Source organism: Candidatus Babeliales bacterium (assembly GCA_019749895.1).
Classification (GTDB): Bacteria; Babelota; Babeliae; order Babelales; family RVW-14; genus AaIE-18.
The window spans coordinates 180,358-206,498 of record JAIEPG010000005.1 but is presented as its reverse complement, the minus strand read 5'-3'; the positions used below and the strand labels follow the sequence as shown (position 1 = coordinate 206,498).

General features: G+C 43.5%; 25 protein-coding genes. 10 read left to right on the top strand and 15 right to left on the bottom strand.

All coding sequences use genetic code 11. The features are described from left to right. The 3 genes from K2W90_05355 to K2W90_05345 all read right to left on the bottom strand — a co-directional run. The coding region (locus K2W90_05355) for an ankyrin repeat domain-containing protein (protein ID MBY0353765.1) at positions 1-738 on the bottom strand (738 nt) is incomplete at its 3' end. Positions 739-991: 253 nt separating this feature from the next. After that, entirely contained in the window at positions 992-2,218 is a 1,227-nt protein-coding gene (locus K2W90_05350; GenBank protein MBY0353764.1) for a hypothetical protein, read from the bottom strand. 176 nt (positions 2,219-2,394) lie between these two features. Continuing rightward, entirely contained in the window at positions 2,395-3,039 is a 645-nt protein-coding gene (locus K2W90_05345) for a LysE family transporter (protein ID MBY0353763.1), read from the bottom strand. A 126-nt stretch (positions 3,040-3,165) separates the two neighbouring features. Here K2W90_05345 and K2W90_05340 point away from each other — a divergent pair, with 126 nt between their 5' ends. The 4 genes from K2W90_05340 (at position 3,166) to K2W90_05325 (ending at position 7,412) form a co-directional block, all read left to right on the top strand. After that, entirely contained in the window at positions 3,166-4,524 is a 1,359-nt protein-coding gene (locus tag K2W90_05340) for a hypothetical protein (protein ID MBY0353762.1), read from the top strand. Beyond that, positions 4,511-5,194 carry a DUF502 domain-containing protein gene (locus tag K2W90_05335; protein MBY0353761.1) on the top strand — a complete coding sequence of 228 codons (684 nt, stop codon included), beginning with the start codon at positions 4,511-4,513 and terminating at the stop codon, positions 5,192-5,194. Before K2W90_05340 ends, K2W90_05335 begins: the two co-directional genes overlap by 14 nt. A 12-nt stretch (positions 5,195-5,206) precedes the next feature. After that, complete coding sequence (locus K2W90_05330; protein ID MBY0353760.1) at positions 5,207-6,184, top strand: LptF/LptG family permease; 978 nt, start codon at positions 5,207-5,209, stop codon at positions 6,182-6,184. Positions 6,185-6,281: 97 nt separating this feature from the next. Further along, positions 6,282-7,412 (top strand): hypothetical protein, encoded by a 1,131-nt coding sequence (locus K2W90_05325; GenBank protein MBY0353759.1) that lies wholly within the window; start codon positions 6,282-6,284, stop codon positions 7,410-7,412. Positions 7,413-7,487: 75 nt separating this feature from the next. Here K2W90_05325 and K2W90_05320 read toward each other — a convergent pair whose 3' ends face one another. Genes K2W90_05320 through K2W90_05305 form a run of 4 tightly spaced genes read right to left on the bottom strand, consistent with a single transcriptional unit; the run spans position 7,488 to position 11,188 of the window. Next, positions 7,488-8,228: a TlyA family RNA methyltransferase gene (locus K2W90_05320; GenBank protein ID MBY0353758.1), complete on the bottom strand. Its 741-nt coding sequence runs from the start codon at positions 8,226-8,228 to the stop codon at positions 7,488-7,490. Beyond that, a complete protein-coding gene (locus K2W90_05315; protein ID MBY0353757.1) occupies positions 8,221-9,888 on the bottom strand; it encodes a trypsin-like peptidase domain-containing protein in 1,668 nt (555 codons plus the stop codon). The genes K2W90_05320 and K2W90_05315 overlap by 8 nt, the downstream gene beginning before the upstream one ends. A 24-nt stretch (positions 9,889-9,912) precedes the next feature. Next, positions 9,913-10,674, bottom strand: a complete 762-nt coding sequence (gene pssA, locus K2W90_05310; GenBank protein ID MBY0353756.1) for a CDP-diacylglycerol--serine O-phosphatidyltransferase — start codon at positions 10,672-10,674, stop codon at positions 9,913-9,915. 7 nt (positions 10,675-10,681) lie between these two features. Next, positions 10,682-11,188 (bottom strand): nucleotide exchange factor GrpE, encoded by a 507-nt coding sequence (locus tag K2W90_05305; GenBank protein MBY0353755.1) that lies wholly within the window; start codon positions 11,186-11,188, stop codon positions 10,682-10,684. 134 nt (positions 11,189-11,322) lie between these two features. Between K2W90_05305 and K2W90_05300 the strand changes: the two genes are divergently transcribed. After that, on the top strand, positions 11,323-12,171 hold the full coding sequence (locus tag K2W90_05300) for a class I SAM-dependent methyltransferase (protein ID MBY0353754.1): 849 nt from the start codon (positions 11,323-11,325) through the stop codon (positions 12,169-12,171). Here K2W90_05300 and K2W90_05295 read toward each other — a convergent pair. Genes K2W90_05295 through K2W90_05275 form a run of 5 tightly spaced genes read right to left on the bottom strand, consistent with a single transcriptional unit; the run spans position 12,168 to position 17,955 of the window. Beyond that, a complete protein-coding gene (locus K2W90_05295; GenBank protein ID MBY0353753.1) occupies positions 12,168-12,980 on the bottom strand; it encodes a class I SAM-dependent methyltransferase in 813 nt (270 codons plus the stop codon). The two genes, K2W90_05300 and K2W90_05295, sit on opposite strands and share 4 nt — an antisense overlap. Before the next feature lie 2 nt (positions 12,981-12,982). Continuing rightward, on the bottom strand, positions 12,983-14,212 hold the full coding sequence (locus K2W90_05290) for a glycosyltransferase family 4 protein (GenBank protein ID MBY0353752.1): 1,230 nt from the start codon (positions 14,210-14,212) through the stop codon (positions 12,983-12,985). Then, on the bottom strand, positions 14,185-15,585 hold the full coding sequence (locus K2W90_05285; protein MBY0353751.1) for a UDP-glucose/GDP-mannose dehydrogenase family protein: 1,401 nt from the start codon (positions 15,583-15,585) through the stop codon (positions 14,185-14,187). The genes K2W90_05290 and K2W90_05285 overlap by 28 nt, the downstream gene beginning before the upstream one ends. Before the next feature lie 17 nt (positions 15,586-15,602). Then, positions 15,603-16,739: a glycosyltransferase family 4 protein gene (locus tag K2W90_05280; GenBank protein MBY0353750.1), complete on the bottom strand. Its 1,137-nt coding sequence runs from the start codon at positions 16,737-16,739 to the stop codon at positions 15,603-15,605. Next, entirely contained in the window at positions 16,687-17,955 is a 1,269-nt protein-coding gene (locus K2W90_05275; protein ID MBY0353749.1) for a glycosyltransferase, read from the bottom strand. Before K2W90_05275 ends, K2W90_05280 begins: the two co-directional genes overlap by 53 nt. Positions 17,956-18,066: 111 nt before the next feature. Here K2W90_05275 and K2W90_05270 point away from each other — a divergent pair, with 111 nt between their 5' ends. From K2W90_05270 to K2W90_05260, 3 genes are all read left to right on the top strand, one after another. Beyond that, positions 18,067-18,585, top strand: a complete 519-nt coding sequence (locus tag K2W90_05270; protein ID MBY0353748.1) for a hypothetical protein — start codon at positions 18,067-18,069, stop codon at positions 18,583-18,585. A 66-nt stretch (positions 18,586-18,651) separates the two neighbouring features. Beyond that, entirely contained in the window at positions 18,652-19,443 is a 792-nt protein-coding gene (locus K2W90_05265) for a hypothetical protein (protein ID MBY0353747.1), read from the top strand. A gap of 5 nt (positions 19,444-19,448) precedes the next feature. Further along, entirely contained in the window at positions 19,449-19,853 is a 405-nt protein-coding gene (locus tag K2W90_05260; GenBank protein MBY0353746.1) for a hypothetical protein, read from the top strand. On the opposite strand, the gene K2W90_05255 is transcribed toward K2W90_05260, so the two are convergent. Further along, positions 19,797-20,894, bottom strand: coding sequence for a glycosyltransferase (locus tag K2W90_05255; GenBank protein MBY0353745.1), 1,098 nt, complete (start codon positions 20,892-20,894; stop codon positions 19,797-19,799). The two genes, K2W90_05260 and K2W90_05255, sit on opposite strands and share 57 nt — an antisense overlap. Here K2W90_05255 and K2W90_05250 point away from each other — a divergent pair, their 5' ends adjacent. Continuing rightward, positions 20,895-21,851, top strand: a complete 957-nt coding sequence (locus tag K2W90_05250) for a hypothetical protein (GenBank protein MBY0353744.1) — start codon at positions 20,895-20,897, stop codon at positions 21,849-21,851. It abuts the gene before it with no gap. A gap of 24 nt (positions 21,852-21,875) precedes the next feature. On the opposite strand, the gene K2W90_05245 is transcribed toward K2W90_05250, so the two are convergent. Both K2W90_05245 and K2W90_05240 read right to left on the bottom strand, forming a co-directional pair. After that, on the bottom strand, positions 21,876-23,048 hold the full coding sequence (locus tag K2W90_05245; protein ID MBY0353743.1) for a glycosyltransferase family 4 protein: 1,173 nt from the start codon (positions 23,046-23,048) through the stop codon (positions 21,876-21,878). Next, positions 23,041-24,267 (bottom strand): SDR family oxidoreductase, encoded by a 1,227-nt coding sequence (locus tag K2W90_05240; protein ID MBY0353742.1) that lies wholly within the window; start codon positions 24,265-24,267, stop codon positions 23,041-23,043. The genes K2W90_05245 and K2W90_05240 overlap by 8 nt, the downstream gene beginning before the upstream one ends. A 120-nt stretch (positions 24,268-24,387) precedes the next feature. On the opposite strand from K2W90_05240, the gene K2W90_05235 reads away from it, so the two are divergent. Then, positions 24,388-26,139 (top strand): ABC transporter ATP-binding protein, encoded by a 1,752-nt coding sequence (locus K2W90_05235; GenBank protein MBY0353741.1) that lies wholly within the window; start codon positions 24,388-24,390, stop codon positions 26,137-26,139. The last annotated feature ends 2 nt before the right edge of the window (positions 26,140-26,141 follow it).

Genomic DNA, 26,141 nt, shown 5'->3' with positions numbered 1-26,141 from the left:
GTATGGTCCTGTAGTTGGAGCAGCATTGACGTTGGCACCTCTCGTGATGAGTTCTTGTAGGCAGTTAAGATGGCCATGTTGTGTGGCCGAATGCAGGGGGGTGACGCCTTGGTATGGTCCTGTAGTTGGAGCAGCATTGACGTTGGCACCTCTCGTGATGAGTTCTTGTAGGCAGTTAAGATGGCCATATTTTGCGGCGAAATGCAGGGGGGTGGTGCCGTTGATAGTCGCAGCATTGACGTCAGCACCTTTTTCGATAAGGGCTTGTAGGCAGTTAAGATGGCCATCGTGTGCGGCCGAATGCAGGGGGGTGTTACCGAAGTTGTTGGCAGCATTGACATTGGCACCTTTGTTGATGAGTTCTTGTAGGCAGTTAAGATGGCCATTTAGTGCGGCCGAATGCAGGGGGGTGTTGCCGAAGTTGTTGGCAGCATTGACGTTGGCACCTTTTTCGATGAGGGCTTGTAAGCAGGCAGTATGGCCATGCTGAGCGGCCCACATCAAAGCATTGCGATCATCAAAAAAAGTATTGTTGATTTGTTCTGCTGAAAGCCCCGGCAGAATCTTTCTAAGTTCTTCAATATGTCCTGAACTGGCGAACCAAATAAGCCTTGGCATGCTGACGGATTGAAGGCCAACAGGGATACTTGGTTCTGAGCTGCTTGAACTTGCGGCAGGGTTTGCCGTTGGCAGGCCGAGTGCAAGAATGAGCAATAAAGTTGATAAAAAACGTTTCATGATCATAACCTCCAGAAATGGCGCACATATAATTACAATTTTACATAGTATTATTGTATAGATTTGTGAAACAATGTCAAATGGACAATTTTTTAAAACCTGCAAAAGTGGGGATTTTTCAAGAATTTGAGGGGTGGGCCTCAAAAAAAAGTCAAAAAGGGGGTATTTGGGTAAGCAGTCTAAGACCTAAAAAGTGGCGTTTTTGAGTGATTTGGGGGCTGCCTGAGAGCTACGCCCCGTATTCGTTTATTTTCTATCTGCGTCGTCGCTTAGAGCCTTCTTTAAAGTCTTGGCGAGATTCTGGGTGTTCCCGTTTTGGCTCATAAGCTTGGTCTAACGATCTTGAGTTGGCTGGTTGATAGCTTTGGGTATCGTCCAAAAGAGCTGGTAAAATAAGATTTTCAGGTATGACGTCTGGAAAATTTGGTGTAAGAAAGTAGGCATTTTTGATAAAAATAGGATCTCGTAAGTAATCGATCTCGTTGACAATTTCAAGATGCTCAAATTCTTCTTTGAATTGCGGCATAAGCTTTTCAAAAACTTCTTGCCATTCTGGATGCATAGAAATCTGGTGAATTCCGGAAGCGCTTATGGTGCGCAGTTTGATGATGAGCGCAAGTTCAAGGGGAGTGGGGAATGTGTGTACCTTTAGAGGTTCTTGGTCATAGTTGGTAACAAGCGTGTTTTTATCAAGCATGATTACGCGAGTTTTTTCAGAATAGTTGGCACAAAGTGCTTCATTATAAAGCGGATGTTCATCTGATGGGTAGTCGTTAGCTCCCGGCACTTCTTCATGGACTCTGACACTTTGTTCGTGAAGCGTAGCGGTCTCTGGATCGGTTTGGTAATTCCAGCGCGAGCAATATCGAAATGGACCATAACTGGTGTCTTCCAAGCCATATTGTGCGAGCAAAATAGTAGGACGGTCGAGACGGGTGCACTCAATGTCGCTTCTTTGAGCGTAAGTAAATATTTTCACGGTATTTGATGAATTGATAACGGCAATAGTTTGAGGGTCAAGAACGGTAATGCCGGAGGCTTGGCAGTCTGTATCAATAGTTCTCCATTTTTTGATACCGCGATAAAACATTATCATTCGGCCGGCGAAGTCTAATCTATTGGCGCCGTGCTGGATGGCAAAGAACGTGTTGGGATTGAGCATGGTTACATGCGAGAATGTTGCATCATAGAGAAAGCCTGCCAAAGTAACGCACGGGGGTGCAAAACTTTGAGTTTTTAGTAGATTATTTTGCTCATAAAACTTGAGTCTTAAATTGAGCGATGGCAAGAGATTTTCATTACAAATTATCTTAAGAGCGTAGTTATCAGCAGCTGTTGGTGATTGCGTAAGATCTATGGTGCCTAAAGTTGGTTTGATTGCATCAAAAGCCAGCTGTTTTAATGATTTTGGTTCCATGGCGGCCTGTGCCGGTGCTGTGAGCGAAAGAGCGATAAGAGAAAGTGATAAAAAGCGTTTCATGAAAAATCCCCCAAGGCTAGACTAATAACACTGATTCAATGGGTTAATTTTCTCATGTGCTGAAACAATGTCAAATCAATGCAAGATAATAGCGTAAAATAAAGCATTTCTTGCGGTTTGCTAGATTGGGGAAAATAGGTGGTTTTTGGGGGGCATAGCCTTCAGGCGACGTCCGCTTACAAAGCCCGGATAATCTTAATCATAGTCAGTACAAAGTCACACAATAAATAAACACCGGCAATTAAAAAGAGGGTACCGGTGCACAAAGAAACCAGGCGCAAGGCCCGGTGGCTAATGGCATTGCCCACGTAGCTGGCAATTAAGCCGACCGTTGAAAGAATGCATAATGAACCGCCAAAGACCATGGTGCTGCCCATGGCAACCTGCCAGGTTGAAAGGCTGAGCATGCCCGCAGGGAGCAGTTGAACGCTGACAAACATAAAAAAAAGGGCAGTAAAGGGATTGAAGAGCGTGACTAAAAATGATTTGCTGACTGATTTAAAAAAGCCGCTGACTTGGATATTTTGAATTTGTTTCTGGTGTTCCATAATGGTCCGCGCGCCAAGCACTACCAAAATGATACCGCCAATAATGTCCATACCCAAAAGAATATTGCGCGAAGTTTCAAGTAGTTTGAGACCGCCAAGCAGGCCCAAAGAAAAATAAATACCGTCAACCAGTGCTGCGCCCAGCGCGATGGGAAATGCTTGAAAAAAACCATGGCGGGCGCCGCGGTTAAAAGTCCAAATAAAAATAGGGCCGACTGAGGAAGAAACGGCAATGCCTATAAAAAAGCATGACACCAAAAACCAAAAGCTCATAATTACCTCGCTTGTTACGACTGAAGTCTTGTTTTATTATAACATAATCGGTACGATTAAGAAAATCGTTCAAAAAAACTTCCCTAAGCAGTTATTTTTTAATATTACAAAAAAGGAATCATCAGAGTGAAACATTTGATTACTTTTGGTACCGATGGCATTCGTGGCCGTGCAAATCAGTATCCGTTCACTGCCAGCGCCTTGCAAAAATTTGGCAAAGCCCTGGGGCTGTGGGCTATAAAAAAATATGCAAAGCCAACACCGCAACTTTTGCTGGCAAGCGATACGCGTGAATCGTGCCCGCGGATTAAACAAGCGGTGTGGGCGGGCCTTGAGCAAGCGGGCATTAGCGTTATTGATGCTGGCGTGATACCAACTCCAGCGGTGTTTCAACTGATTAATCACGATCAGGCTTTTGATTGTGGTTTAATGATTTCTGCTTCTCACAATCCGCATTATGACAATGGTTTAAAAATTTTTGATGCGCGTGCGTGCAAGTTAACCAAGCTTGACGAGCAGGATATTGTAGATAATTTTATGGCCATGAGTGAGCCTGAAGAGTTGCCTGCAGATGTGCAAGAGCGTGCCGTGTGGGCAGGCGCAGGTGCTGAATATGGCAAACTAATGGCAACTTTTTTCCCTGAAAACTTTTTGGCTGGTACCACAATAGTTTTAGATTGTGCCCACGGGGCTACCTACCAACTGGCGCCCATGATTTTTGAAAGCTTTGGTGCCAACGTGGTGGTGCTCAATGTCAGCCCCAACGGGACCAACATCAATAACAACTGCGGCGCTCTGCATCCAGAAAACCTTCAAGCTGCGGTGGTTGCGCACAAGGCGCATGCCGGCTTTGCTTTTGATGGTGATGGCGACCGCGTGATTGCCGTTAATCGGCTGGGCGAGGTTAAAGATGGCGACGATGCACTGAGTTTACTGTTGCGCTTGCCGCGCTACGCTCTTTCCAAGCATGTAGTGGGTACGGTTATGACCAACAGTGGCTTTGAGCAGTCAATTAATCAGGCAGGTGTAGAGCTGATTCGCACGTCGGTTGGTGACAAATATGTTTCAGCAAAAATGGAAGAGTGCGACATTTTGCTGGGTGGCGAAACGTCTGGGCACATTATTGTTAAAGATTATTCTCGCACTGGTGATGGCATTTTTGTAGCGCTTAAAATTTTGGAGTCAATGCTATCAACCCAAAACTGGGATATGGTTTCAACTGAAAAATATCCGCAGGTGCTGGTAAACGTGCCGGTTCAGCGTAAGCACGATCTTACCGACCAGCCTTTTGCTCAAATTATTGCTAAGCATGAGCAAGAGTTGCAAAAAGGCCGTATTTTAGTACGTTATTCAGGGACCGAAAATTTATTGCGTGTTATGACAGAAGCCCCAACTAATGATCGAGCGCTGAGTGTTGCTCAAAGCTTGGCTGCCAACTTGCAGCAGGCGCTTTCTAATGAGGAGAATATTTATGAAAATTGTTAAAAAGTTACACGATATTGGATCATTTTTTAGATCGCTTTTTTTGAACGGTTTATTTACGATTATTCCTATTGCGCTTACGGTATTTGTTATTAAATTTACTTATGATTTTGCATTTAGACTTCTTGAGCCATTGCGTGAATTTGGGCCAGAGAGTTTCCATCGCATGTACGGTTCAGAATTTATTGTTGTTACCGTCTTTATTTTGTTACTTGGTTTTGTGCTTAAGATTGTTATTGTGCACAGTGTGGTGCATTATTTTGAGCGTTTAATTGTTAAGATACCTTTTATTCGCATTGTCTATTCTTCAGCAAAAATGTTGGTAGATTTCTTTAGAATGTCTAAAAAAGGTAATGTAAAGTCTCGTGAAGTGGTGCTGATTACGTACCCACGTCCGGGCAATTATCATTTGGCTTTTTTACTTGAACCGGCAGATGACAGTTATCAAAAAATTATTCCTAATCACTTGAAAAAAACGCCCGATGAGCGTTTCTATAAAGTTTTTATGCCTAACTCTCCAAATCCAACAACCGGGTATTTTTTCATTTTGCCTGAAAGCGATTTGATTCATACCAATATCACCTTTGAAGAGGCGGTAAAAACGTTGGTTTCGTGCGGCTTGATTACGCCAGAATCATTGATCAATTATCAGCCAGGCGAGCAACAAAAGTAGTTTTTACAACCAATGGTTTTTATTCGCTACTTTTACAAACGGTTCTTTACAGCTTTTTTGAGCATCAGTTTTGTTTTGTCGCTGCTTTACAACTTTCTCGAATTTTTCGAAAAGCTTGTGCGTGTGCAACAGGCAACGTTTTGGCAGGTTGCTTACTTTACCGCTCTCAACATGGTACCCACCTTTGCGCGCATGTGGCCGGTTGCCTGCTGGCTTGCCACGTGTTTGTTGCTGCGCGAGCTATGGCAGCGCGGTGAGTGGCAAACGCTGCAGTTGCTTGGTGCGGGCAGGGCGCGGGTGCTTACGCTTTTTTTAAGTGCGGGCTTTATCTTGCTGACGTTGGCGGTGCCGCTGTATGAAGTTGGTGTGCTCACGGCTGTTGACCGGGCTGAGACGTTTAGAAAAGAAACATTTAAGGGTGGTGTTTCGGGCCGCATTACGGCCAGCTGGCTCATGCTTGAAGAGCATCTTTTTTGTTATGTTGGTTTTTTGGACTCAGGGCAGACGGGAGCCTTCGGCAAAGACCTGCTGCTTGTCTACCGCAATCCCAACGGCTCGCTTGAAAAGCTTATTACAGCGCCCACCTTTCAACTTGATTACCAAAATCAGGAGATAACGCTTTGTGACGGCGAACTTTTTGTCGCTGCTTCAAACGAACAAAAGAAATTGGTAAACGAAGTTCTTGCTTTGCCCAGCTTATTTCTGCGACTTTCAATGCAGCACGAACAGCCATCGCTTTTTGTGCTCATGCAACGTTTGTGTCTGTATCGAGCTTTGCTTGCGCACGATGCCTGGCGTGAGCTGCTGTTGGCGTTGGCAGAGCGGGTTTTGTTTTACGTTCAAATTGCGCTGTACCCACTTTTGACTGTCGGTCTTTTCATGGCCTGTCAGCATTATGCCTATGTTAAGTGGGCTGCCATCTTATTGGTTTACCCTGTTTTTGCCTTTCTAAGCTTGCTTATTATGTGTTTGCTACAAGCATTTGCTTGAAAAATATTATTGTTTGCATACACTATGATCGATGCAAAATGCTTGTGGGCATTTACTTTGTTGTGGGTCAGTTTGTTATTTTTACGGTGGATTATTTATGAATATGAGAAATATTTTGGTCATGTCGGCCGTGTTATTTATGGGTACACTTTCTGCTTATGATATTGAGGCACTCATGGCCGGACGTACCTTGTCCGAAGAGTCAAGAAAGCAGTTTCAAACGCTAGATCAACAGTTTTGTTTTTTTAAAACGTGTGCCGAAGATCCGTATATGATTGTTTTTCATCCAGGAAAAAATGAAATTACTACGATTGCTTGTGGTACATTAGACAAACAGCAAGGTCCGCGTCGTGCCAAGAGTGCTGCTGACTTTGAAAATTTGACTGTCATTCGTAACACGATTATTTTTGCCGACCCAGGCTTAAAGCTTGATCAAAAGCTTCGTGGCTATCGCAAGACGATTATTGGCAAGTTTTTGGATAATTTGCTGAAGGACATTTCTTTCTTGCCAGACAGAAAGTATGACGGAACTGTTTTGGTTGATCAGTATAAGGTCGGTATGCCTATGAAGTGGGTATTGCGCGATACGAAAGACTTTCAGGCAATCAAGAAGTATCTTGAAAAGCATTTTGGTTCGATGTTGATTCCTGCAAAAAAACCTTTGTTAGTTCTTGAAATTACCAATAGCAAAGATCCATTGGCTATCGAGCGTAGTCTTGGTGGACTTTCACAAGAAGATGTCGATTTCCTTGAAACTTATTTTGAATTGGCAGATCCTCAAGATCCAGAAGTTGTGGCATATTTTAAGGCTTGCCAAGAAATTTTTATGGATACACAGCATAAATTTGATAGTCCAAAAGTAGTTGGTAGAAGCTTTGGTGAAATCGTGTTTGATGCGATTGAAAAAAGAAGTGATGATTTCAAGCTAGTTGATTATGCAGGTGCTATTATTGCTACTCTTGCTACTATGGTACTCTTTGATTCATGCAAAGAAGCTTTGAAGAGTAATATTTACGATCCAGTAAGAAATAACGTAAGCAAAAAGGTTAGTGAGTGCAAAGCAAAAATCGAAGGGCATGAAGCAGTTATTGCTGGCACGCTTGCTGTTGGCCTTGGCGCATGGATAACGTATAAACTTGTACAAGCACAAAACCAAAAAGAAGCAGATGCTGGTCTTGATGCTGAAATGAGTATTAATGCAGACATTGAAGAAGAGGTACAAGCGTAAGCTTTTCTCTTACATTAAGTTAATAAAAAAGCCGCAGTAAACACTGCGGCTTTTTTGCTGTTTGTGCGGGATTTTTTATGCAGAATATTCAAATAAAGCCAAAAACTCTTTATTGCCAGATGTAGCGCCAACAATGGGCGATTCAATAACGCCAACCATGGTAAAGCCAAACTCTTTCATGCCTTGCTTAACTTTTTCAATAACCCGCTCATGAACCGCTGCATCGCGCACTACGCCGCCGCGCTGGATATCTTCACGTTCAGCTTCAAATTGAGGCTTAATCAGCGTGATAATTTTGCCCGTTGGCTTGATAACGTTAACCAGTGCTGGCATGACTTTTAAAATTGAGATAAACGACAAATCAAGCGTGACCAAATCTACCTTTTCGGGCAGGCCTTCAAGCAGGCGTAGGTTTGTTTTTTCCATCAAGATTAAACTTGAGTTGGTGCGTACCTTTTCGTGCACTTGCCCATAGCCCACATCAATGCCATAAACGCGCTTAATGCCGTTTTGCAAAAGGCAGTCGGTAAAGCCGCCGGTTGAAATGCCGGCGTCAAGTGCAACGAGATCGGTAACATCAACCTTAAAATGCTCCAGTGCTGCTTCAAGCTTAAAGCCGGCGCGACTGGCAAATTTAGGTTGGTCGGCCTCCATGCCAATAACGGCATCAAGGCCAACCTGAGTTCCTGGTTTGGTGTTAACAACATCGTTAACTTTAACTTTGCCCTGCAGAATAAAGCTTTGTATTTGGTTGCGCGTTAAGTGAGGGTACAGTTCTTGTATCAGGGCGTCTAAACGCTTTTTTTCTTTAGCCACGTTTCTCTTCTCGTAGGTGTTCAATGAGTGGTGATGATTTATAAAAATATTGTGCTGAAAGCATTGGCTCATCTTTGACAATGCGATCAACCGATAAAACGCCGTACAAGTTGTTGTCGGTTCTTACCGTTAAAAATTCTTTGTCTTTGCTCTTGAGGACTGCTTTGCGTAGGTCGTCCAGCGTTTGTACTTTTTCGTTGTTGATGGCGGCAATAATTTCTCCAGGGCGCAAAACGCGTGCACGCGACGCTTGTGAATTTGGTAAAACGTGGGTAATAACCAGCGCCGGCGTATGTTGTTTGTCGGGCTGGCCGTATTTTACCAAGCTAGGTACGCCAGAAATCATAATACTTACGTGGTTGAGCGAAAGTGGCATAACCACCATGCCGCCAATAATTTCGTAATCAATTGCTTCTGGTTCAAATTCGGAATAAATGGTACGGATGGGTGGCAAGTAACTGTCATCAAGTTTAAACGCAAATTCCATTGGCTTGCCTTTGCGATAAATTGAAAAGTTTAACGTATCGCCAATCTTGTAGCGGTTAAGCAGCTCAAAAAGCGAAACTTTATCTTCGCTCCATGGCACATCAAGCTCGCCGTACATGTCGATGCGGTAGCCATTAACTTTGTAGAGCATATCGTCTTTTTTTAGGCCTGCTTTTTTTAACAGTGTGTTGTCAAACACTTTGGCAATGTACCAACCGCCTTGATCTGGGTTGCCCAGGTAGCTGACCATTTCAGGTGTTGCATAAGTAAAGATGCAGCCCAGCGTTGGTTTGCGCAGCAAGGGAACGCGGTACAAATCATTTAATGCGCTTTTAACTTCGTTGATAGGAATTATGTAGCCAACGTTTTGTGCGCCCATAACGCCGCGTGAGTTAATGCCCACAACCTTGCCGGCGTTATTGAGTGCAGGACCGCCTGAGTTGCCTGGGTTGAGTGGCGTGGTTACTTGAATATAACCAAAGTAGCCCAGCGTTTCGCGCCCGCTTACAATGCCCAGTGTGCTTTTAAGCCTGCTTTGTGCCAGAGGGTAGCCAAGCGCTAAAATTTCTTGCGAACGGATAACTGCGTCAGAATCATCAAAAGTTAAAAAGGGGATTGGATGAAGTTTTTGTTTAATTTTTTCAAGTGCTTCGTCGGTAACTTTAAGTAGGGCAATGTCGCGTTCTGGGCTGGCACCAATCAATTTTGCGTCAAAGCGTTCCATACCAAATAGAGGAATTTGAATTTCGATGTTGGTAGACTGCATCACTACGTGGTAATTGGTAATAACATGGCCTTGGTCATTAATAAAAAAACCACTACCGGCACCCTCGCCTTGGCGCGGTGTTTTGTAAGGTTCTAGCCAGTTAAATTCATTAATTTGAGCAAATACTTGAACGACGGTGTTTTTTACCTTTTTTTGAATGTCGATCCAGCTGGAAGATATTGTTGTTTCATCTTGTGGCTCGGAGGTAACGGTTGCTGTGCTGGTAGGTATATTTTTGTGTATCAGTACTTTTTCTAGCGAGTCTTTCATTGATGCGTACTGGTCGAGCAAGCTTTCTAGATGATCAAATTTTTTGTGCCGTTCATGAAGATAATAAATGCCTCCGCCAACCAGTGCGAGGCTGATCAGTACCGGCAGAGCAAGAAATTTGTTGATACGTGATTGCATGAACGATCTCCCTTTTGAAAATTGTTATTTTCGTACGATGGTAACAAATGCCTGAATAAAGGTAAAAACAAAGTAAGCAAGAAAAAGTAAAAGTAATACTTTAAGAAAACCCATGCTAATAACGAAGGCTGCACAGAGTAAGCTGCTCAGCGCATACCAATTTTTGCTCATTTTTTTAAAGCTAGGAAAGCGTATTGGGCTGATCATGAGCAGCCCAAGAAAAATCACGAGTGCTAAAATAAAAAAAATAAACGATGGTTGTAGTAATGCTGTTTGGCTGTTGAGTAGCACTGTTACCAAAAAGCAGCCAGCCAATGTGGTAGGCATGCCGCCAAATGAAGTTACTTGTTCTTGGCTGGTGATATTAAATTTTGCCAGGCGGGCAATGCCTGCTAATAAAAAAAAAGCGCAGGCAAGGTAGCCAATAAAACCAACCTTGCGTAAGACCCAAAAATAGGTCAAAAAGGCGGGGGCCATGCAAAATGAAATAGCATCGCTTAGAGAATCAAGTTGCAAACCAAGCTCGCTGGTAACGCCAACGTAGCGCGCAACGCGACCATCCAGGGCGTCCATCAGCGCACCCAGCAAAATGAAATAACTCGCTGCAGCAAAATTGCCGTGTGCGGCAAAGACCATGGAGCTAAAGCCAAAAAAGGCATTACCCAGTGTTATTAAATTGGGAAGTTGATTAAGGTTTGCACGCCTGGTAAACCGCTTAAAGCTAATAACCCGCCGGTAAGGGCGGGTTGACGAAGAGATTTTTTTTCGCAGTATGCGCACAATCATAATCTTTTTATTTAGCGACGCTTACCTTTGCATGCACAATTGCTTTGTCTTTAAAGGTATAGCCCTTGTGAAACACTTGAACAATGTGTCCGGATTCTTTTTCAGGGTCTTCAACTTGCATTAACGCTTCATGTAATTCAGGGTTAAACATACCTGCTGCATCAATTACTTTTACATGAATTTCTTCAAGCTTTTTTTGCCAATTTTTTTGGATTAATTTCAAGCCATCAAGCCAGGCATTGTTAGCGCTGTCTGTTTGAGCAGCGCTTGCCAAGGCAAGGGCGCGGTCAAGTTCGTCAAAAATGGGCAAGAGTGCAACCAAGAGATTCATTTGTGCCATATCCATCCACTCAGCACGTTCTCTGCTCACGCGGCGCTTATAATTTTCTAAATCAGCGCTGAGTTTAATGAACTTTTCTTGAAATGTTTCTTGTGTTGGTTGTGACTCAACTGTTTGTGTTTGTTCTTCGTTTTGATCATTAAGTTCTTCGTTTTTTATATCTTCTGCTTCCATCGCTGTGGCTCCTTGGTTTATCATCAAAATTCGAGTGTATTTACTTGATCAAGTATACGATCTAGACTGTGAGTTTAGCATGAAAAAAAAGGTTCGTCATTAGGCCTGAAAACCAACCAAAAAGGGGAGTGTTTATGCTGTATAACCGTTATACTTCATTGTACAAGCAAGGTCAAATCCATACGGGCTTTTCAAACCGCCTGCCCGACTATGCCGTTAGGTTTTGGCTTGGGCAACTTGAAAAGGTTATTTTTGGGGCTAAGCGTGGTCGGTTTTTAGATGTGGGAGCCGGTGACGGGCGGCTGACCAGGTTACTGGCCGAGTTTTTTAAGCAGGGTGTTGCTATTGAGGTTCAAGGCAACAAGCAGAGTTGGGACCGTGTGCGCCAGGCTTGCCCCAACGTCATGTTGCGCGAGGGCTTGTTGCAAGACCTAGTGCCAGCGCTCGAGCAAGAAAAACCTTTTGACTTTATTTTGCTAGCCGAAGTTTTTGAGCATATTCCGTTGGACGATGTAGATAACTTTTTAAGTGCTTTGCCCAAGGTTTTGGCCAGTGACGGTGTTATCTTTTTAACAACGCCCAACTTTGTGGTTCAGGGCCCGGCTGAAAAGAGTCCGCGGTGGTATCAGCACCAGCCGTACGGGCACTATAAGCATTATTCATTTGAAGAGGTAAAAACATTACTTGCCAAGCATAATCTTGAAATTGTTGAAGGGTGGTTTGAGTGCCATCAGTTGAAAGCCAAAGTTTATAATCGTTTTTACTATCCGGTTGCCCGTCTGGATGCCAAGCTACTCCATTCTAAAAAAGTGCCAGGTTGGTTGCGCTGGCTGTATAAAATTATTTCGTATCCATTGTTACCGCTGATCAACGGTTTTTTTAATGGCCTTGGCTGGTTGGTGAACCGTTATGAAGCCCGTTACAATAACGAAAAAAATGCTGAGACCATGATTTTGAAGATACAAAAGATGATAACGTTTTAATCTTCTTTTTTGGTAAGATCTAGTGTCATAAACCAGCCGCGTCGGTCCCAGCCGCTCAAGCAAGCGGCAACATAAGCGCAGGCCTTGATAAACGTATTTTTTTTGTAGTACAACAGGTCGTGGCTGGTGGTGCATGCCTGGAGCTTGTTAATGCGTACCGGGAAAGCGTTTAAGATATTTTTAATTTCTTTAAACGTATAAGCCTGGGTCCCTGGGCTTTCTTGGTGCTGTGCCAATATTTTTTTCATGCTAGCAAAGGGCTTGCCACGCAGCAGACCGTGCTGCAAATATTGATAAAAAGCAAAAAGAGAGCGACGGTTGTAAACCATAATTTTTATGCTGCCCCCTGGTTTTGTTACGCGTACAATTTCACGTAAACATTGGACCGGGTCTGGCGAGTGGTGAATAACGCCCCACGAGTAGACCAAATCAAAACTGTTGTTGGCAAAGTTGAGCTTTTCAGCATCGGAAACCTGTACATCGCAGGCGGCCAAGTTGTAGGTTGCCAAGCGATGCAAAACGTTGGTAACCGCTTCGTGTGTTAAATCTACGCCGTACGCATGAGCGCCTGCGCGCACCCACTGCACAAAGTCGGTTCCAGCCCCAACGCCAACCTCAAGTACTTTTTTGCCGTGAAAGCGCGTAAACTGTGCAAAGGCAAATATTTCCGGCTCAATGTTGTAGCGAAACTGTTCGATTGCTTCAAAATATTCGCGTGAATGTTTTATTTCTTTAATAAACTCGGTGCCGCAGCTTGCCTGGTTCCAATAGCGCGCAACCGATTCTTTGGTGGTATTGTGCTCTGACATTATTATTCCTTTAAAAGCTGGGTATAAATTTTTTGAATTTTGGTAATTTGGCTGGGCAGGCTAAATGTTTGCGAACAAAAATCAAATCCTGCTTGTCCCATAGTTTTTTGTTTATTTTTATTGAGGAGCAGTAGGCTGATTTTGCTGGCCCACTCCTCAAGGTTTTCAGGTGCAATTAAGTATCCCGTTTTTTCATGAATTACCAGCTCGTCCAGTGGAGCAAGTTGAGAAGCAACAACTGGCTTTTTCATAAAACCGGCTTCAATAATTGGCCGAGCAAAGTGGCCAACTGTTGCAGGAAAAACAATAACGTTGGCCGCCGCCATGGCAGCTGGTACTGTTTTGATAGCGCCCAAAAGATGAACCGATTGTTTAACTTTTTTTAATTGCGTGCTGACGGCGTGGTTAAATTGCCCGTATGGCATGAAGCGTTTTGGGTTCATAGTCCCAAGCGTTTGTACATCGAAGTACCCAGCAATCAAGAGTTGGGCCTGTGGCACGTGTACTAAAATTTTTTCAAATATCTTTAATAAAACCAAGGTTCCTTTTTCTTGCGAAAGGCCACCCACAAATAAAATTTTTGGTGAATAGGTATCGAGCTGGTGATATTCCAAAAAAGAATGTGGGTTTAGGTTGGCATCAAATACGGTTTGGTTAACAGCGTTGTACACAACATGCGTTTTGGGGTTGTGGTGCCAGGGCAGGGCGTCGTTAGTACAAATGGGTACAATTGCCGCTGCATAGTGTTCAACGCTGCGCTTGATCAGAGCTCTGCGTGCGCCTAGGTATCCAGGCGCTAGTGGTTCACGGATGTGCCAGACAACTGGGATGTTCATTTTGTGGGCAATTTTGCCCCAGGCTATCAGCGAGCTGGTGTTCAAGTGTACCAGGTCGGGTTGAATCTTTTCCAGCCAATGGCGGGCAATTGAGTGTACTGTTTTAAGGGTGTCCAGACACGCTCGTGCCAGTGAGATGGCGTGGTACCACCGGAACCACCAAATTTTTGTATGAGCAAAGTCGTGTCGGTTGACTGGGCCGTGGCACGTGATGCCGTGCTCTTGGAAAAGTTTGAGTGCATCGGAGTTGTGTAAAAAAAGAACCTCGGCTTGGTATTTTTCAGGATCTAGTCCCTTGACCAAGTAAAGGAGGCTGAGCGGTGCCCCGCCCAGCCCTTTGCCGTGATGAACAAATAAGATCTTTTTTTTCACGCTGCTTGGCATGGTGGTTGGCACGTACGTGCTTGTTTTTTTGGTGAAAACAATTTCTTTGTTTGTTGATGGTGCACATTGCGGCCAACGTTGATATAACAAAAGCCTTGCTCGTGCATCAGTTCTGGGTCAAAGCAGTTGCGGCCATCAAAGATTACTTGGTCTTTGAGTTGGGCAAGCTTGGTGATATCGTAGGTTTTAAACTCCTGCCATTCGGTTAGAATAATTAAAAAGTCCGCTGCTTTAACTACTTCTTCTGCCGATTGTGCAAAAGTAACGGTATTTTTGAAAAGTTGTTGCATGTTACTGGTAGCAACTGGGTCGTACGCAATTACTTGTGCGCCGTGGGTAATCAGCTGAGCAATAATGTCGATAGCTGGTGCGTAGCGAATGTCATCCGTTTCCGGTTTAAAAGCCAGGCCCCAAATGCCGACTTGTTTATTGACAATGGTATCGCCATAAAAGTCGATTATTTTATTAAAAAAAAGTTGGCGCTGTTGCATATTTACCGCATCAACTTCTTGAATTAAGGTCATGGGCAGGTGGTGCTCTTTGCCGGTGTGAATAAGGGCTTTAACATCTTTGGGAAAGCAGCTACCGCCGTAACCAATGCCAGCGTTAAGAAAATGTTTGCCAATGCGTTGGTCCAGTGCCATACCTTTTTTTACATCTTCAATGTCAGCGCCCACTTTGTCGGCCAAGAGTGCTAGCTGGTTCATAAAACTAATGCGTGTTGCTAGCATGGCGTTTGAAGCATATTTGGTTAGTTCTGCTGAAGGGATATCCATGCAGACCAGTTGTTCATCAGGATTTTTTAAAAAGGGTTGGTACAGTTTGGCCAAAATCTGGGCCGCTTTTTCTGAATCAACGCCAATTACTACACGGTCAGGGTGCATAAAGTCGCTCAGTGCATCGCCTTCTTTTAAAAACTCTGGGTTAGAAGCCACATCAAAAAAAATGTTGGCAGAGCGCAAGCGTAGCTGTTCTTGAATAATTGCTTTAACATTTTCTGCCGTACCCACCGGTACTGTTGATTTGTTAACAACGAGTGTGTACCCATTAATTTCTTGGCCAATTTCTTGTGCTACTTGCCATACAAATGAAAGATCGGCAGAGCCGTCTTCGCGTGATGGCGTGCCAACGCAGGAAAAAATAACATCCGGTTGATTGTTTTTAAGCGCTTGTTCAACGTCAGCAACAAAGCTGATTTTTTTATCAGCAATACCTGCGGCAACCAATTGGTCTAAGCCAGGTTCATAAAATGGAACAATGCCTTGCAGGAGTGCGGCGATTTTTGCTTGATTGTTTTCAACAATCGTGACTTGGTTGTCTTTTTGCGCAAAGCACGCGGCGGTGACCAGGCCTACGTACCCGGCACCAATAACAGTAATCTTCACAGTCTCTCTCCTTTTTTTTAAAGAGATTGCCAAAAGTCATGCGTTGCTTTGGCAATTGCTTGATGCGAATAGTGATTTTTTACTCGTTGATATCCTTTTTCTCCGAGTTGGTTGCGCAGGTGCGCGTCGCTCATGAGTGTGTGTAAATATGTTGTTAATGATTGTTCGTTACGTTGTTCAAATATCAAGCCAGCTTGTGCTACTACGTTGGGAATCTCGCCGGCAGAACTTGCAAGAACCGGAACTTTGCATGCCATGGCTTCAATTAAAACGTGCCCAAATTGTTCTTTCCAACGATTGGTGTCGTACGATGGCAGTACTAAAATATCAATAAACGACAGTGCGTTGGGCACTTTATCGTGTGTTATTGGGTCCCGAAATTCAACCACATCAATTAATTTGTGGGTAATTACGTAATCGATGAGTTGCTTTTCAAAAGGTCCTGTGCCAATAAAAATTAATCGCCAGTCAGGAAACAGTGTGTGCAGCGAATGAAACGCTTGTGCCAGCAGCATAACGCCTTTTTCTTCAACAATTCTGCCAATGTAGCCAATGTAGCGGTGGCGGTGGTGTTCAACGTGTGCCGGCTTAAATGTTTTTAGGTTTATGCCTAGCTGTGGACACACGGTTGTTGTTTTGGTAAAGCCTTTTTCTGCCAATAGTTGTTTTGCATCTTGGTTGCCGGCAATAGCTCCGTGCGTAAAGAAGCGGTTAAATTTTTCTATCCAGCCCCAAAACATGCGGTACTTGAGAGAAAATTTGTGGTGCCAGTTTACCCAGGTAAAGAATGATAATTTTGCTTTTCGGCAAAACAATTTTGCAAAAATAATACTTTGGAAAAGGCTGAGTGCGTTGTCGCCTTGTTCAACATGAATTATGTCGGGCTTAAAGGTGCGCATAATGGTTACCAAGCCGCTTGGGTAGTACCCATAGCGCACTTCATTACCAGTTCCAAAGGCTTTGAGTGCAACAAACTTACAATTTTTTAATTGCTCTTTTTCTAAATTTTCTGCGTGATGATGGTACAAAGAACCCGGCCATGAGCGCGGGAAAACAACCGTGAGCGACATGTTTGGATAATCTTGTGCAAAAATTTTCCACTTATCGCGGTTGATTTGTGTAATGTACGTGTGGCTGATGACGAGTATCTTCATGATTCACCTTCTCTACCCTTTCAAACCATGGCTTTAACTCAGGATAAGCGCAAAGCAAGCCTCTTTTAAATATGGCATGAATTTGTTCAAGTGAGAAGTTATTTTTCATAAAGGTGCTGATCGCACTTTTGAGTATTTCAATTTTTTTATTGTCTTTCAGTAGCATGCTTGTCTTTTCTGCCATTGCTGTATCATCGTCAAGTTCTACCACATACCCCGTTTTGTCGTTGATCACATAATCACGAATGCCACCGCAATCAGTTGAAATGACAGGCACGCCGTGAGCCAGTGCTTCAAGGCCGGCAATGTTTAAACCTTCTTGGTACGATGAGATGAGCATGAGCGTTGCGCGTTGGTAAAAAGCAAGCAAACTGGTGCGGTCAAGTTCGCCCGTAAAAATAATATTTTTGAACGATGGATTGTTTACAAATGGCAGCGTGTCAAAGGGATGCGGCTCGCTGCCAATAATAAAAAGTTGTGCGTCGGGGCACTCTTGATAAATTTTTTCAAAAGCTCGAAAAAGCATGCGTGGATTTTTGCGTGGGTCGCTAAAGCGGCCAATGGCTATAATAATTTTTTCGTTGGTTGGTGTGCCTGGTGCTGCCGGCTGGTAGTCGATAGGAAAGCCGCACACGGCATAAGGCCGATTAAAGTTGGGCACAACGTCTTTAATGAGCTGGTGAGTGTACGAGCTTAACGGCCACACAAACGAAACTTTTTTCAAAACCAAGCGCTCAATGGCAAGCATCCAGGGCTGGGCCAAGCGATCAATAACCTTTCTTAAGCCCCGCATTTTTTCTGCGCGTTGCTGGCGGTCGTGTTGGTAGGTTGAGGCAGGCCACAAAACAAAGCGCTTGTTCATGAGCGCTAAGTGGTGTGCGGCAATTGGCGTGCCACTCACGACAAAGAAATAATCGTAGTCCTGCAGGGCTTCTTGCCATTGTTCAAGCGTTGCTGCGTAGTGCGCGGGTTCCAAAAAAGCCCAGCGGGCACCAATTTCTACACACGGCATGCCGTTGTGGATACCTGCTCTGTTGCGCGAGCTCATTTTGAATGGGCGCAGATGTGCCGAAATATCCTTTTCAAAGCTTAAGAAAAAAAGCGTTGGTTCAAAGTATATCTTGCAAAAGTTAAACACTGCCCGCTGGCTGGCGTGCGTACCGCCATATTTGTACTGATTGCGCAGCGTTATGATTGCAATTTTTGGTTTCTTCATAAGAAATAGATACAACGAAAAGATTATTTTTACAAGTTTGTGTCGGTTTGGTACAAATATTAAAAGATAGATAGTTTTTATTATTTTTGAGATTTTTTATAGGAAATCAGCATGATTAAGAAATTTTATAATGATCGCTTAGTGCTTTTACTGACTTTTCTGCCGCTTGCTGTTTTTGTATGGTCGGTCCGCTTGTGGGGTAGTTGGCAGAAAGCGTTTGTGATGGGCGGGGTTTTGTCGTTTATCTATGTTGTTGTGGCGATCAAAACTAAGAAAACTGAACAGTCTTTCATGCTGGCAGTACATTGCTTTTTGCTGGGCGGTGCGTGCATGTTTTTGCTCGAGATTGACTGGCTGCAGTATATTTATGGCCATTTTTTGTATGCAACGCTTTTTTTGTGGCTTCTTGTTGTTGGTTGCCTGCAAACGGTCTACTCGCCGGCTGGTTTTGTTGGCCTGCATGGTGCGCCGCGTGAGCGTGTAGTGCGCGCTTCCTGCATTTTGTTGCTGGCCACGTTTGCGGCATTTTTGTTTGCCTGGAAGGGCCCGCAGTCGATGGTTATTGTCGCTGTTCTACCTTTTATTGCTTTAAATTATGTGCGTGTGGTGTTGCAAAAAATGTATGAATAGGTTATGGTCTCGTCCCGTTTCTTTTTGATTTAACCATTTTATATAATGTATTGCGAAGTAAATGCCATGAAAAAAGTATGTTTGCTGCTGTTGTTGTTTTGTTGTGCTAATGGATTTCTTTTTGCTGCTGCGGATAATGGGAAGATACCCAAGTCCTTTTCGGTAGATAAACTTTTTTCTTTTATGGCGAAAAAAAAGCAACAACAAAACTCACTGAGAAGTAAATCAGATTCTGCTATTCGCATAAGTCCCCGCGGGGAAACTGTTTATTCACAAGATCGACACTGGTGTGTCAGTTTAAGTGGTACAACGCTTGTGATAATGTATTTTGAGAAGGGAATTGATTTTTATGGTCCCATGCTGACACATAAAGTTGAGGGCGTTGGTGAAGGGCGTCCTGCTGTGTTGCAGTTGGAACAGGGACAGGAAGATGGTGTTGAGATGCTGTATGTTATAGTTGATAGCCTCTGTTGCTATCAGATATCAAAACAGAAACTCTTGGCTATTATGAAGACTCAGGCACAAGGCACTTTGCTGCCGACGCCTTCTCATAAAAAACATCCTGTTCAGCCGTATGTGTGGGAAGACTGTATCTATCTTGACCAAGATTTAAGATGGTCTATTTCTATTGGGCATGGGCATCTTTTTGTTTTTTTTGCTGCAGATGCCTCTGGTATGAATAGTCATCTCTTGAAAAAAATCCAACTTCCTGCTGATACAAAACCGGGGGATTTGGTGCTTGTTAGGCGCTGCAATGCCGTTGGACTAGAAGTCTTAGAGCTTTATAAAGACCAAGACTTGTGGATCTCTTTTTCTTGGGATGAGCTTGAAGAAGAGTTACGCAAGCGAGTAGTTTGATACGTATGAAAAAGTTCTTGTTATTTTTGTTTTTTGCTTCTCTTTTTTCGCAAGCTTCTTGTGCAGCGTCTTTTGTTATGCCGTTTAAAAAATTGTTTGGACCTTCGAGAAAAAAACGTTTAGCTTTTCAAAAAGATCCAAGTCCGCGGGGTTTAGAGCAGCAACTTAACTCAGAAGATGGTAAGTGGACTGTTTTTTACAAGCCTGGCAAACTTCTTATTTATGCTCGTCTTGCAATTGGTTTGATTACTTTGAAAGATGTGGACATTCCTGATGATTATCCTGGCGTTCTTACTGTTGAGGTTATCGAAGATGAAGATGGGCAGGGGTTGTGTATTATCAAAGATAGTTTACTATGGCTGCGGTTTTCTCTTGCCGAGCTTGAGCAAATACTCGCTGATCGATTGTGATAGCCGGTAGCGCTGCGCTCGGACAAAAGCAGATTCAATAACTGCTTGGCGCGCAGCTTCGTGCGATAAATAAAAGGTTATCTTTTCTACCAATTCATCAATTGTTTCAAAACAAACAATTGATTGGTTTTCTTCAAAAAGCGCATGAGCCTGCTCAACGCTGCGTTGCGTGAGCATAAAGCTTTTGCTGGCTGGCAGTTCAAACGTGCGCATGTTGTGCGAAGTCATGTTTTGTTTTCTAATAAAATTAAGATTGATCCTGCTGGCGCGAAAAGCTTTGAGACTTTCTGGCGGGTAGAGCGCCGGTCCTTTAATGCACGCGCCCAGTGGGCCGCATTGCTCGTGCTGCCAACCATTGCCCCAAATTGCTAGTTTGATGTGTGGCATACGTTTATGCAGTTGCTTGAGCCACCAGGCCCGTTCGGGCTCCCACGTGCCCACAAAACTGACATCGGCAGCGTATTTAGCGCGCTCCTGGTCTGAAATCGTTATTTCTTGTTCAAAAATAGTTTGGTCGTACGCAAAAGGAAAGTAAGAAACGTGTTGAGCGCCAGCGGCTTCAAGTGCTGGTATGAGGATGTTGGACCAGATTAAAAAATCATCAAAAAGTGGTAGCGAAAGCAAGACGTTTTTATTTGAGTTGCCGTTCCAAAACGAAAAGGGGTTGTCGGGGTAAAAATGCACCAGTTTTGCTTGTGACATTTGCTTGATGGTGCGCAGTGTTTTGTACGTAATGGTGTCTGCTTTTAAAAAAAAGATAAGATCTGGCTTGTGTTGTTTGACTGCGCGAATCAGCTTGAGGTTGCACAAATAATTGTTTAGTGGTGTCAACAGTTTGTAGTTTGGAACAAAATGGTGTTTGGTGTTGAATGTAGCAACGTTATAACCAAGGGTTTGAAAAGCGCGTTCAAATGACGATGCGTAGGTATAAGCCGTTTGACTTTGCTTGCCTACCAGCAAAATTGAGTTTATAGTGTCCATCACGTTCAAACTTTTAATATTGTTTTTTAGTAAAAAATACCCTGAAAATAAGGTTACCATATGATTTTTTTTTACGCGCTCTTTTTGTTGTTGTCGTTTGCTGATCTGCAGTGTGCTGCTTCTGAAACCGGCAAGGGTATCAAACACAACTGGCGCAAAGATTCTGCTTATTTTCAGCGTGAGCAACAGCTAGCTCCTCCATCTGGGGCCAGAGAGTTTGATGATGGTTTTATGCCTGACTGGGGACTTTTTGATGATGACTTGATTACTCAAGAAACAGTTTCGTTACGAGTTGATCAAGCAGTTGATCTTTGTCTTGCTAGTCAAGAAGTTCCAGCTCAGCCATTTCAATGGCGTAAGTATCTTACCAAAATAACTCAACCTCTTGTAAGACGTGTTGGTTCATTGTTCAGGGGATCTTTTGACTATGATTTTATCACGCCAGCCGGACAAACGTTTCGTGTGAATAACGTCATTGAATATCGAGAACGAAATGGTCTTTTTATTTTTTTGAGCAACGAATTTAATATGACCATTTTCTTTCCTCAAGACAGCTCTATGCAAGAATATGAAGTTATTGCTTTTTCAGATGGAGACAACTGCCTTTTTAATTGTACCGGTTGGCAGGCTAACAACGTTCAATTTAAACTTGATTTTGAAGGCTATTCGCTCTTCTTTGCGCGTGATAGGAATAAATTTTTTGATGATGTTGTAACGCTTGATGATGATGGTATGCGGCTACATTTTTTGAATAACAAGCTACACAAGCTTTCTTTTGCGGATGTACAAGATTTATTTGGGTCTGGGCCTTGGCGGGTGAAGGCTTATTTAGAAAGCACGTGGTTTATTGTTGTGTGTATCAATAATCATATAGTTTGTTTTTCAAAAACTGTTGAAGGTTTTCCTTTATTAGATAGAGAAAAACTAAGTGTTGAGGATTTGGCAAAGTCTATAATACTTAAAGAGTCTCATGACTATATAAGATCTTTACCCCTGCTGCAGTGGTTTGTAAAATAGAGAAATAATATCTTTGTACAGCGATTAAATTAATTTTTGGTACATGTCAAAAACGCGAGCGCCATAAATATCCCACGTAAAGTTTTGAATAGTTTTTTGCCCTGCTTGGCCCATGGCGCATCGCTGGTCGGCATTTTCATAAATGTATAAAATTTTTTCTGCCAGTGCTGCGCTGTCTGCTGGCGGCACCATAAAGCCTTCTTTACCGTCGGTAATCATGTCTGGTGCTCCTGTGCTTGTGGTGCACACAACAGGCAGGCCGGCAGCCATGGCCTCGCCAATTACCATACCAAACCCATCCTCAAGTGAAGGCAGCACAAATAGATCTGAGCTGTGGTACAGATTACGCAATGTTTCACGCGTGGTTGAGCCACAAAAGTTGACGTTGGCAGGAATTGTCATGCCCGCAAGTACTTGTTTTAAATCTTTTTGCACATTGCCAACAATCAACAGTTCAGTTGATTTTGCAGGCAAGTTCAAACGTTGCCAGGCTTCAACCAAATAATGCACGCCCTTGCGCACGCCTGTCAAACCTACAAAAATTACGCGAAATTTTGCAGCGTCTTTTTTTTGCTGCGGTGCTGCAAAATACGAAACATCCATACCGCACGGTACGCACAAAACCTTTTCGGGTTTTATTCCCTGTTCAATAAAGCTTTGGCGGGCAAAGTTTGAAAGCGTCATGATGTAGTCTGCTTGCTCGTACTCTGCCAACATTTTTTCAATAACGCGCTGGTTAATGGGCGGGAACATGAGCCCGTGCTTGGCATACTCGTTTTGCAGAATGCGCATTTGTGCAATAATGTGGCACGAGCCTGATTCAATAATAATTTTTGCACCGGTTTTTTTTATGGCCGGCACGCTGTAAAGCGTGTAGTTTGCCCAGCCAATAAAAAGATCAAGCTGGCCCAATTTCGGTATTTCTTTACTCATGCAGTAGTCAAAAAAATTATCTTTAAGGTTGTTAAATGTTGATGGGTTTATAACGCTTGCCAAGCGTAATCTGCAAAAGCAGGTATCAATAAACTGGCACCACAAGTTGTTTGAAACGAGGTGGGGGGGCACCAGTGCGTGATCGTTTTTTGTGTAATAAAAGGTAAAAAGTTTTTTCAGGCTGTTGCGCTGTGCAAGTTGGTTGGCGAGCTGAAAGGCGTGAAAACGTCCGCCGGCGGCAATAGCGATGTTGATGCTACTCATCTTGTTGCGCCCGTTCGTTAGACCCTTCGACCCGACTTCGCCGAGGCTTCGCCGGGCAGGGCAAGTTGGCCTTTAGCTCTGAGTTTATCGAAGAGTCAGGGTGAACGGACAGGATAGACAGGTTTTTCTGAATTTCCTTATGTTCGATTGGCTTGTTCTGAGTTTCCTTCGCCAAGCTTGGGACTGAGGGCTCCACTCCAAGATAGCTGTGCTTCCCACCCGCCCATCCTGAGCTTGTCGAAGGACGAAGGGTGGGCGAAAAAGTATCGAGGGATCGTGCAAAATACGGAATTGTTTTTTCAAGCCCCTCCCGCAGTGCCACCCGTGGTACCCACCCAAGCTTTTCTTGCGCCAAAGAAATGTCTGGCTTGCGTTGTTGCGGGTCATCTTGCGGTAGCGGTAAAAAAACAAGGTTGGATGTGCTGCCGGTCAGCTCAATAATCATCTGGGCAAGTTCAAGCAAATTAAATTCTGTTGGGTTGCCCAAATTAACCGGGCCGGTAAAGGCTTGCGGGCTTGCCATCATGGCAATTATGCCATCAACCAAATCGTCCACAAAGCAAAACGAACGCGTTTGTGCGCCGGTGCCGTACATTGTGAGCGGTTTGTTGTTAAGCGCTTGCATAATAAAATTGCTGACCACGCGGCCGTCTTGTGGGTCCATGTGTGGGCCATACGTATTAAAAATGCGTACCACTTTTATGGCAACGCCGTGCATGCGGTTGTAATCAAAAAAAAGCGATTCAGCGCAGCGCTTGCCTTCGTCGTAGCACGCGCGAATACCAATTGGGTTTACGCTGCCACGGTAGTTTTCTGGTTGTGGGTGTTGTTCAGGGTCGCCATACACTTCGCTGGTGGAAGCTTGCAAAATGCGTGCGTTGTTTTTGCGTGCAAGCTCGAGTAGGTTGAGTGAGCCCAGCACGCTTGTTTTGGTGGTGAAAATTGGATCGCGTTGGTAATGCGGCGGTGAAGCGGGGCAGGCCAAGTTAAAAATGAGATCGGCAGACATATCAATTGGCTCAATAATATCGTGATTAATAAAACTAAAACCTGGGTAGTTTTGCAGCAAGGTAACATTGTCTTGTCGGCCGGTGTAAAGATTGTCCAGTGCAATCACTTCATTGTTCATTGCCAACAGTTTTTTGCAGAGCGTGGTGCCCAAAAAGCCCACGCCGCCAGCTACTAAAATTTTTTTATTCGTGATCAATGGGCTTTTCATGAGGCTGCCTTTCTTTTTTTCTTGAACGCGATATGCTCCATTCTATCCTCTTTCTCTGAGGGGTTATTAAAAAACAGCATAACGAATTTGTCCTTTTTGAAAAGGAGTGGGAGAGTTGCTATGAATGTTTCTTTGTTTGGTGTTTTACGTAAGCTTTTTACGCGGCGTGACAAAAAAGTTATTATTGTTTTGTTGCTTTCTTCGGTTTTGGTTTCTATTGTTGAAACATTAAGCCTTTCGGCAATAATGGTTTTTATCTCTATTGCTACTAATTTTAACTCTGCTTTAACGGGTCGCTTTCTGGGCAAATTTTCGGCACTTTTTGGTTTTTCACGGCCTAGTGAGTTGGTGTTATTTTTGGGCTTTAGTCTATTGGTTTTTTATCTTCTGCGTGCGGGTCTTAACGTTATTCATATTTATTACACCAACAAATTTTCTCATATGCGCCAGCACTATTTTGCTAGTCGTTTGTTTGAGCGTTACTTGCAGTTTACCTATCGTGACTTTGTGCAAAAAACTTCAACATCAATGAGTCAGGTTATCTTGGCATATTCGTCGAATGTTACGCAGATAATTTCTACCCTATTGATGATGTTTGCAGAAATTTTTACCGTGGTTTGTATTTATAGCATGCTTTTTTATGTGAATTGGAAGATGACGCTGGTGTTGAGCGTTGTACTTATTGTTAAAGTGCTTATTGTCCTCAAAGCCTTTACGCATAAAATTACTCAAGCAGGACTTGAAAGTAAAAAATATTCTGAACAAATGGCGGTTTCTTACACTGCTTCTTTTTGTAATTTTAAATTTCTAAAGCTTATTTCGAACAATAAGCTTATTCAATCTCGTTTTTCGACCGCAACATTAGGTCTTGCGCGGGCCAATACGGTTAATGCTGTATGGCAAGCTTTGCCGCGGTTTATTTTAGAAACTATAGGTTTTTCGTTATTGGTTGGCGCCATTATGTATGTTGTGTATCGTTATAACGATGCGCAGTTTGTTATTCCTATGGTTTCAATGTATGCACTTGCTTTTTATCGATTTTTACCGTCAATTAACAAGTTAGTAACAGGCTATAATCAGTTGATGTTTAATAAGCATGTTTTGGAGCCGGTGCATGATTTTTTACATCATGATTATGAAGAGCTTGGCAACAAAGAGATTGTCTTTGAGTCTGCTATTGCGCTTAAAAATCTCTCGTTTTCTTATGGCCCCAAAGCACAAGTGCTTGAGCATGTAAACTTGGTTTTAAAAAAAGGCTTACGTGTTGGTTTTGTTGGCGAAAGTGGCGCAGGCAAGAGCACCATTGCCGACATTATTATGGGCTTGTTTGTGCCGCAAAAAGGCGGTGTTTATGTTGATGATGTACGCTTGACGCAAGAAAATTTAAAATGTTGGCGGCGCAAGATTGGTTATATTCCGCAAGATGTTTATTTGTTTCATGGCACGGTGGCTGAAAATGTGGTGTGTGGTCGGGCGTTTGATGAAACTATGATTATTGATGCGCTTAAAAAAGCGCGTATGTACGACTTTTTAATGAGCAAAGATGGCATTTACACGCGCCTTGGCGAGGGCGGTATTAATGTGAGTGGTGGGCAAAAGCAGCGCATTGCTATTGCGCGCGCGCTCTATGCCAACCCTGAAGTTCTGGTGCTTGATGAGGCAACCTCGTCGCTAGACAACGAAACCGAAGAACACATTATGGACGAGATTTATCAAGTTGATCGCAACAAAACATTAATTATTATTGCGCATCGTTTGTCCACCATTGAGCGTTGCGATGTGGTGTATAAAGTTGATGGTGGGTGTGTGATGCAGGTCCGTGGACAAATAATTACGGGCGACCAAATACCGTCGCCCGTTGTTTCTGCGTAAAG

Bases quoted from the DNA above. Each gene is read 5' to 3' on its own strand.
- K2W90_05350 (MBY0353764.1), bottom strand. From the start codon at position 2,218: ATGAAACGCTTTTTATCACTTTCTCTTATCGCTCTTTCGCTCACAGCA.
- K2W90_05345 (MBY0353763.1), bottom strand. From the start codon at position 3,039: ATGAGCTTTTGGTTTTTGGTGTCATGCTTTTTTATAGGCATTGCCGTT.
- K2W90_05335 (MBY0353761.1), top strand. From the start codon at position 4,511: ATGAAAATTGTTAAAAAGTTACACGATATTGGATCATTTTTTAGATCG.
- K2W90_05330 (MBY0353760.1), top strand. From the start codon at position 5,207: ATGGTTTTTATTCGCTACTTTTACAAACGGTTCTTTACAGCTTTTTTG.
- K2W90_05325 (MBY0353759.1), top strand. From the start codon at position 6,282: ATGAATATGAGAAATATTTTGGTCATGTCGGCCGTGTTATTTATGGGT.
- K2W90_05315 (MBY0353757.1), bottom strand. From the start codon at position 9,888: ATGCAATCACGTATCAACAAATTTCTTGCTCTGCCGGTACTGATCAGC.
- pssA (MBY0353756.1), bottom strand. From the start codon at position 10,674: ATGATTGTGCGCATACTGCGAAAAAAAATCTCTTCGTCAACCCGCCCT.
- K2W90_05305 (MBY0353755.1), bottom strand. From the start codon at position 11,188: ATGGAAGCAGAAGATATAAAAAACGAAGAACTTAATGATCAAAACGAA.
- K2W90_05300 (MBY0353754.1), top strand. From the start codon at position 11,323: ATGCTGTATAACCGTTATACTTCATTGTACAAGCAAGGTCAAATCCAT.
- K2W90_05295 (MBY0353753.1), bottom strand. From the start codon at position 12,980: ATGTCAGAGCACAATACCACCAAAGAATCGGTTGCGCGCTATTGGAAC.
- K2W90_05280 (MBY0353750.1), bottom strand. From the start codon at position 16,739: ATGAAGATACTCGTCATCAGCCACACGTACATTACACAAATCAACCGC.
- K2W90_05275 (MBY0353749.1), bottom strand. From the start codon at position 17,955: ATGAAGAAACCAAAAATTGCAATCATAACGCTGCGCAATCAGTACAAA.
- K2W90_05270 (MBY0353748.1), top strand. From the start codon at position 18,067: ATGATTAAGAAATTTTATAATGATCGCTTAGTGCTTTTACTGACTTTT.
- K2W90_05265 (MBY0353747.1), top strand. From the start codon at position 18,652: ATGAAAAAAGTATGTTTGCTGCTGTTGTTGTTTTGTTGTGCTAATGGA.
- K2W90_05260 (MBY0353746.1), top strand. From the start codon at position 19,449: ATGAAAAAGTTCTTGTTATTTTTGTTTTTTGCTTCTCTTTTTTCGCAA.
- K2W90_05255 (MBY0353745.1), bottom strand. From the start codon at position 20,894: ATGGTAACCTTATTTTCAGGGTATTTTTTACTAAAAAACAATATTAAA.
- K2W90_05250 (MBY0353744.1), top strand. From the start codon at position 20,895: ATGATTTTTTTTTACGCGCTCTTTTTGTTGTTGTCGTTTGCTGATCTG.
- K2W90_05245 (MBY0353743.1), bottom strand. From the start codon at position 23,048: ATGAGTAGCATCAACATCGCTATTGCCGCCGGCGGACGTTTTCACGCC.
- K2W90_05240 (MBY0353742.1), bottom strand. From the start codon at position 24,267: ATGAAAAGCCCATTGATCACGAATAAAAAAATTTTAGTAGCTGGCGGC.
- K2W90_05235 (MBY0353741.1), top strand. From the start codon at position 24,388: ATGAATGTTTCTTTGTTTGGTGTTTTACGTAAGCTTTTTACGCGGCGT.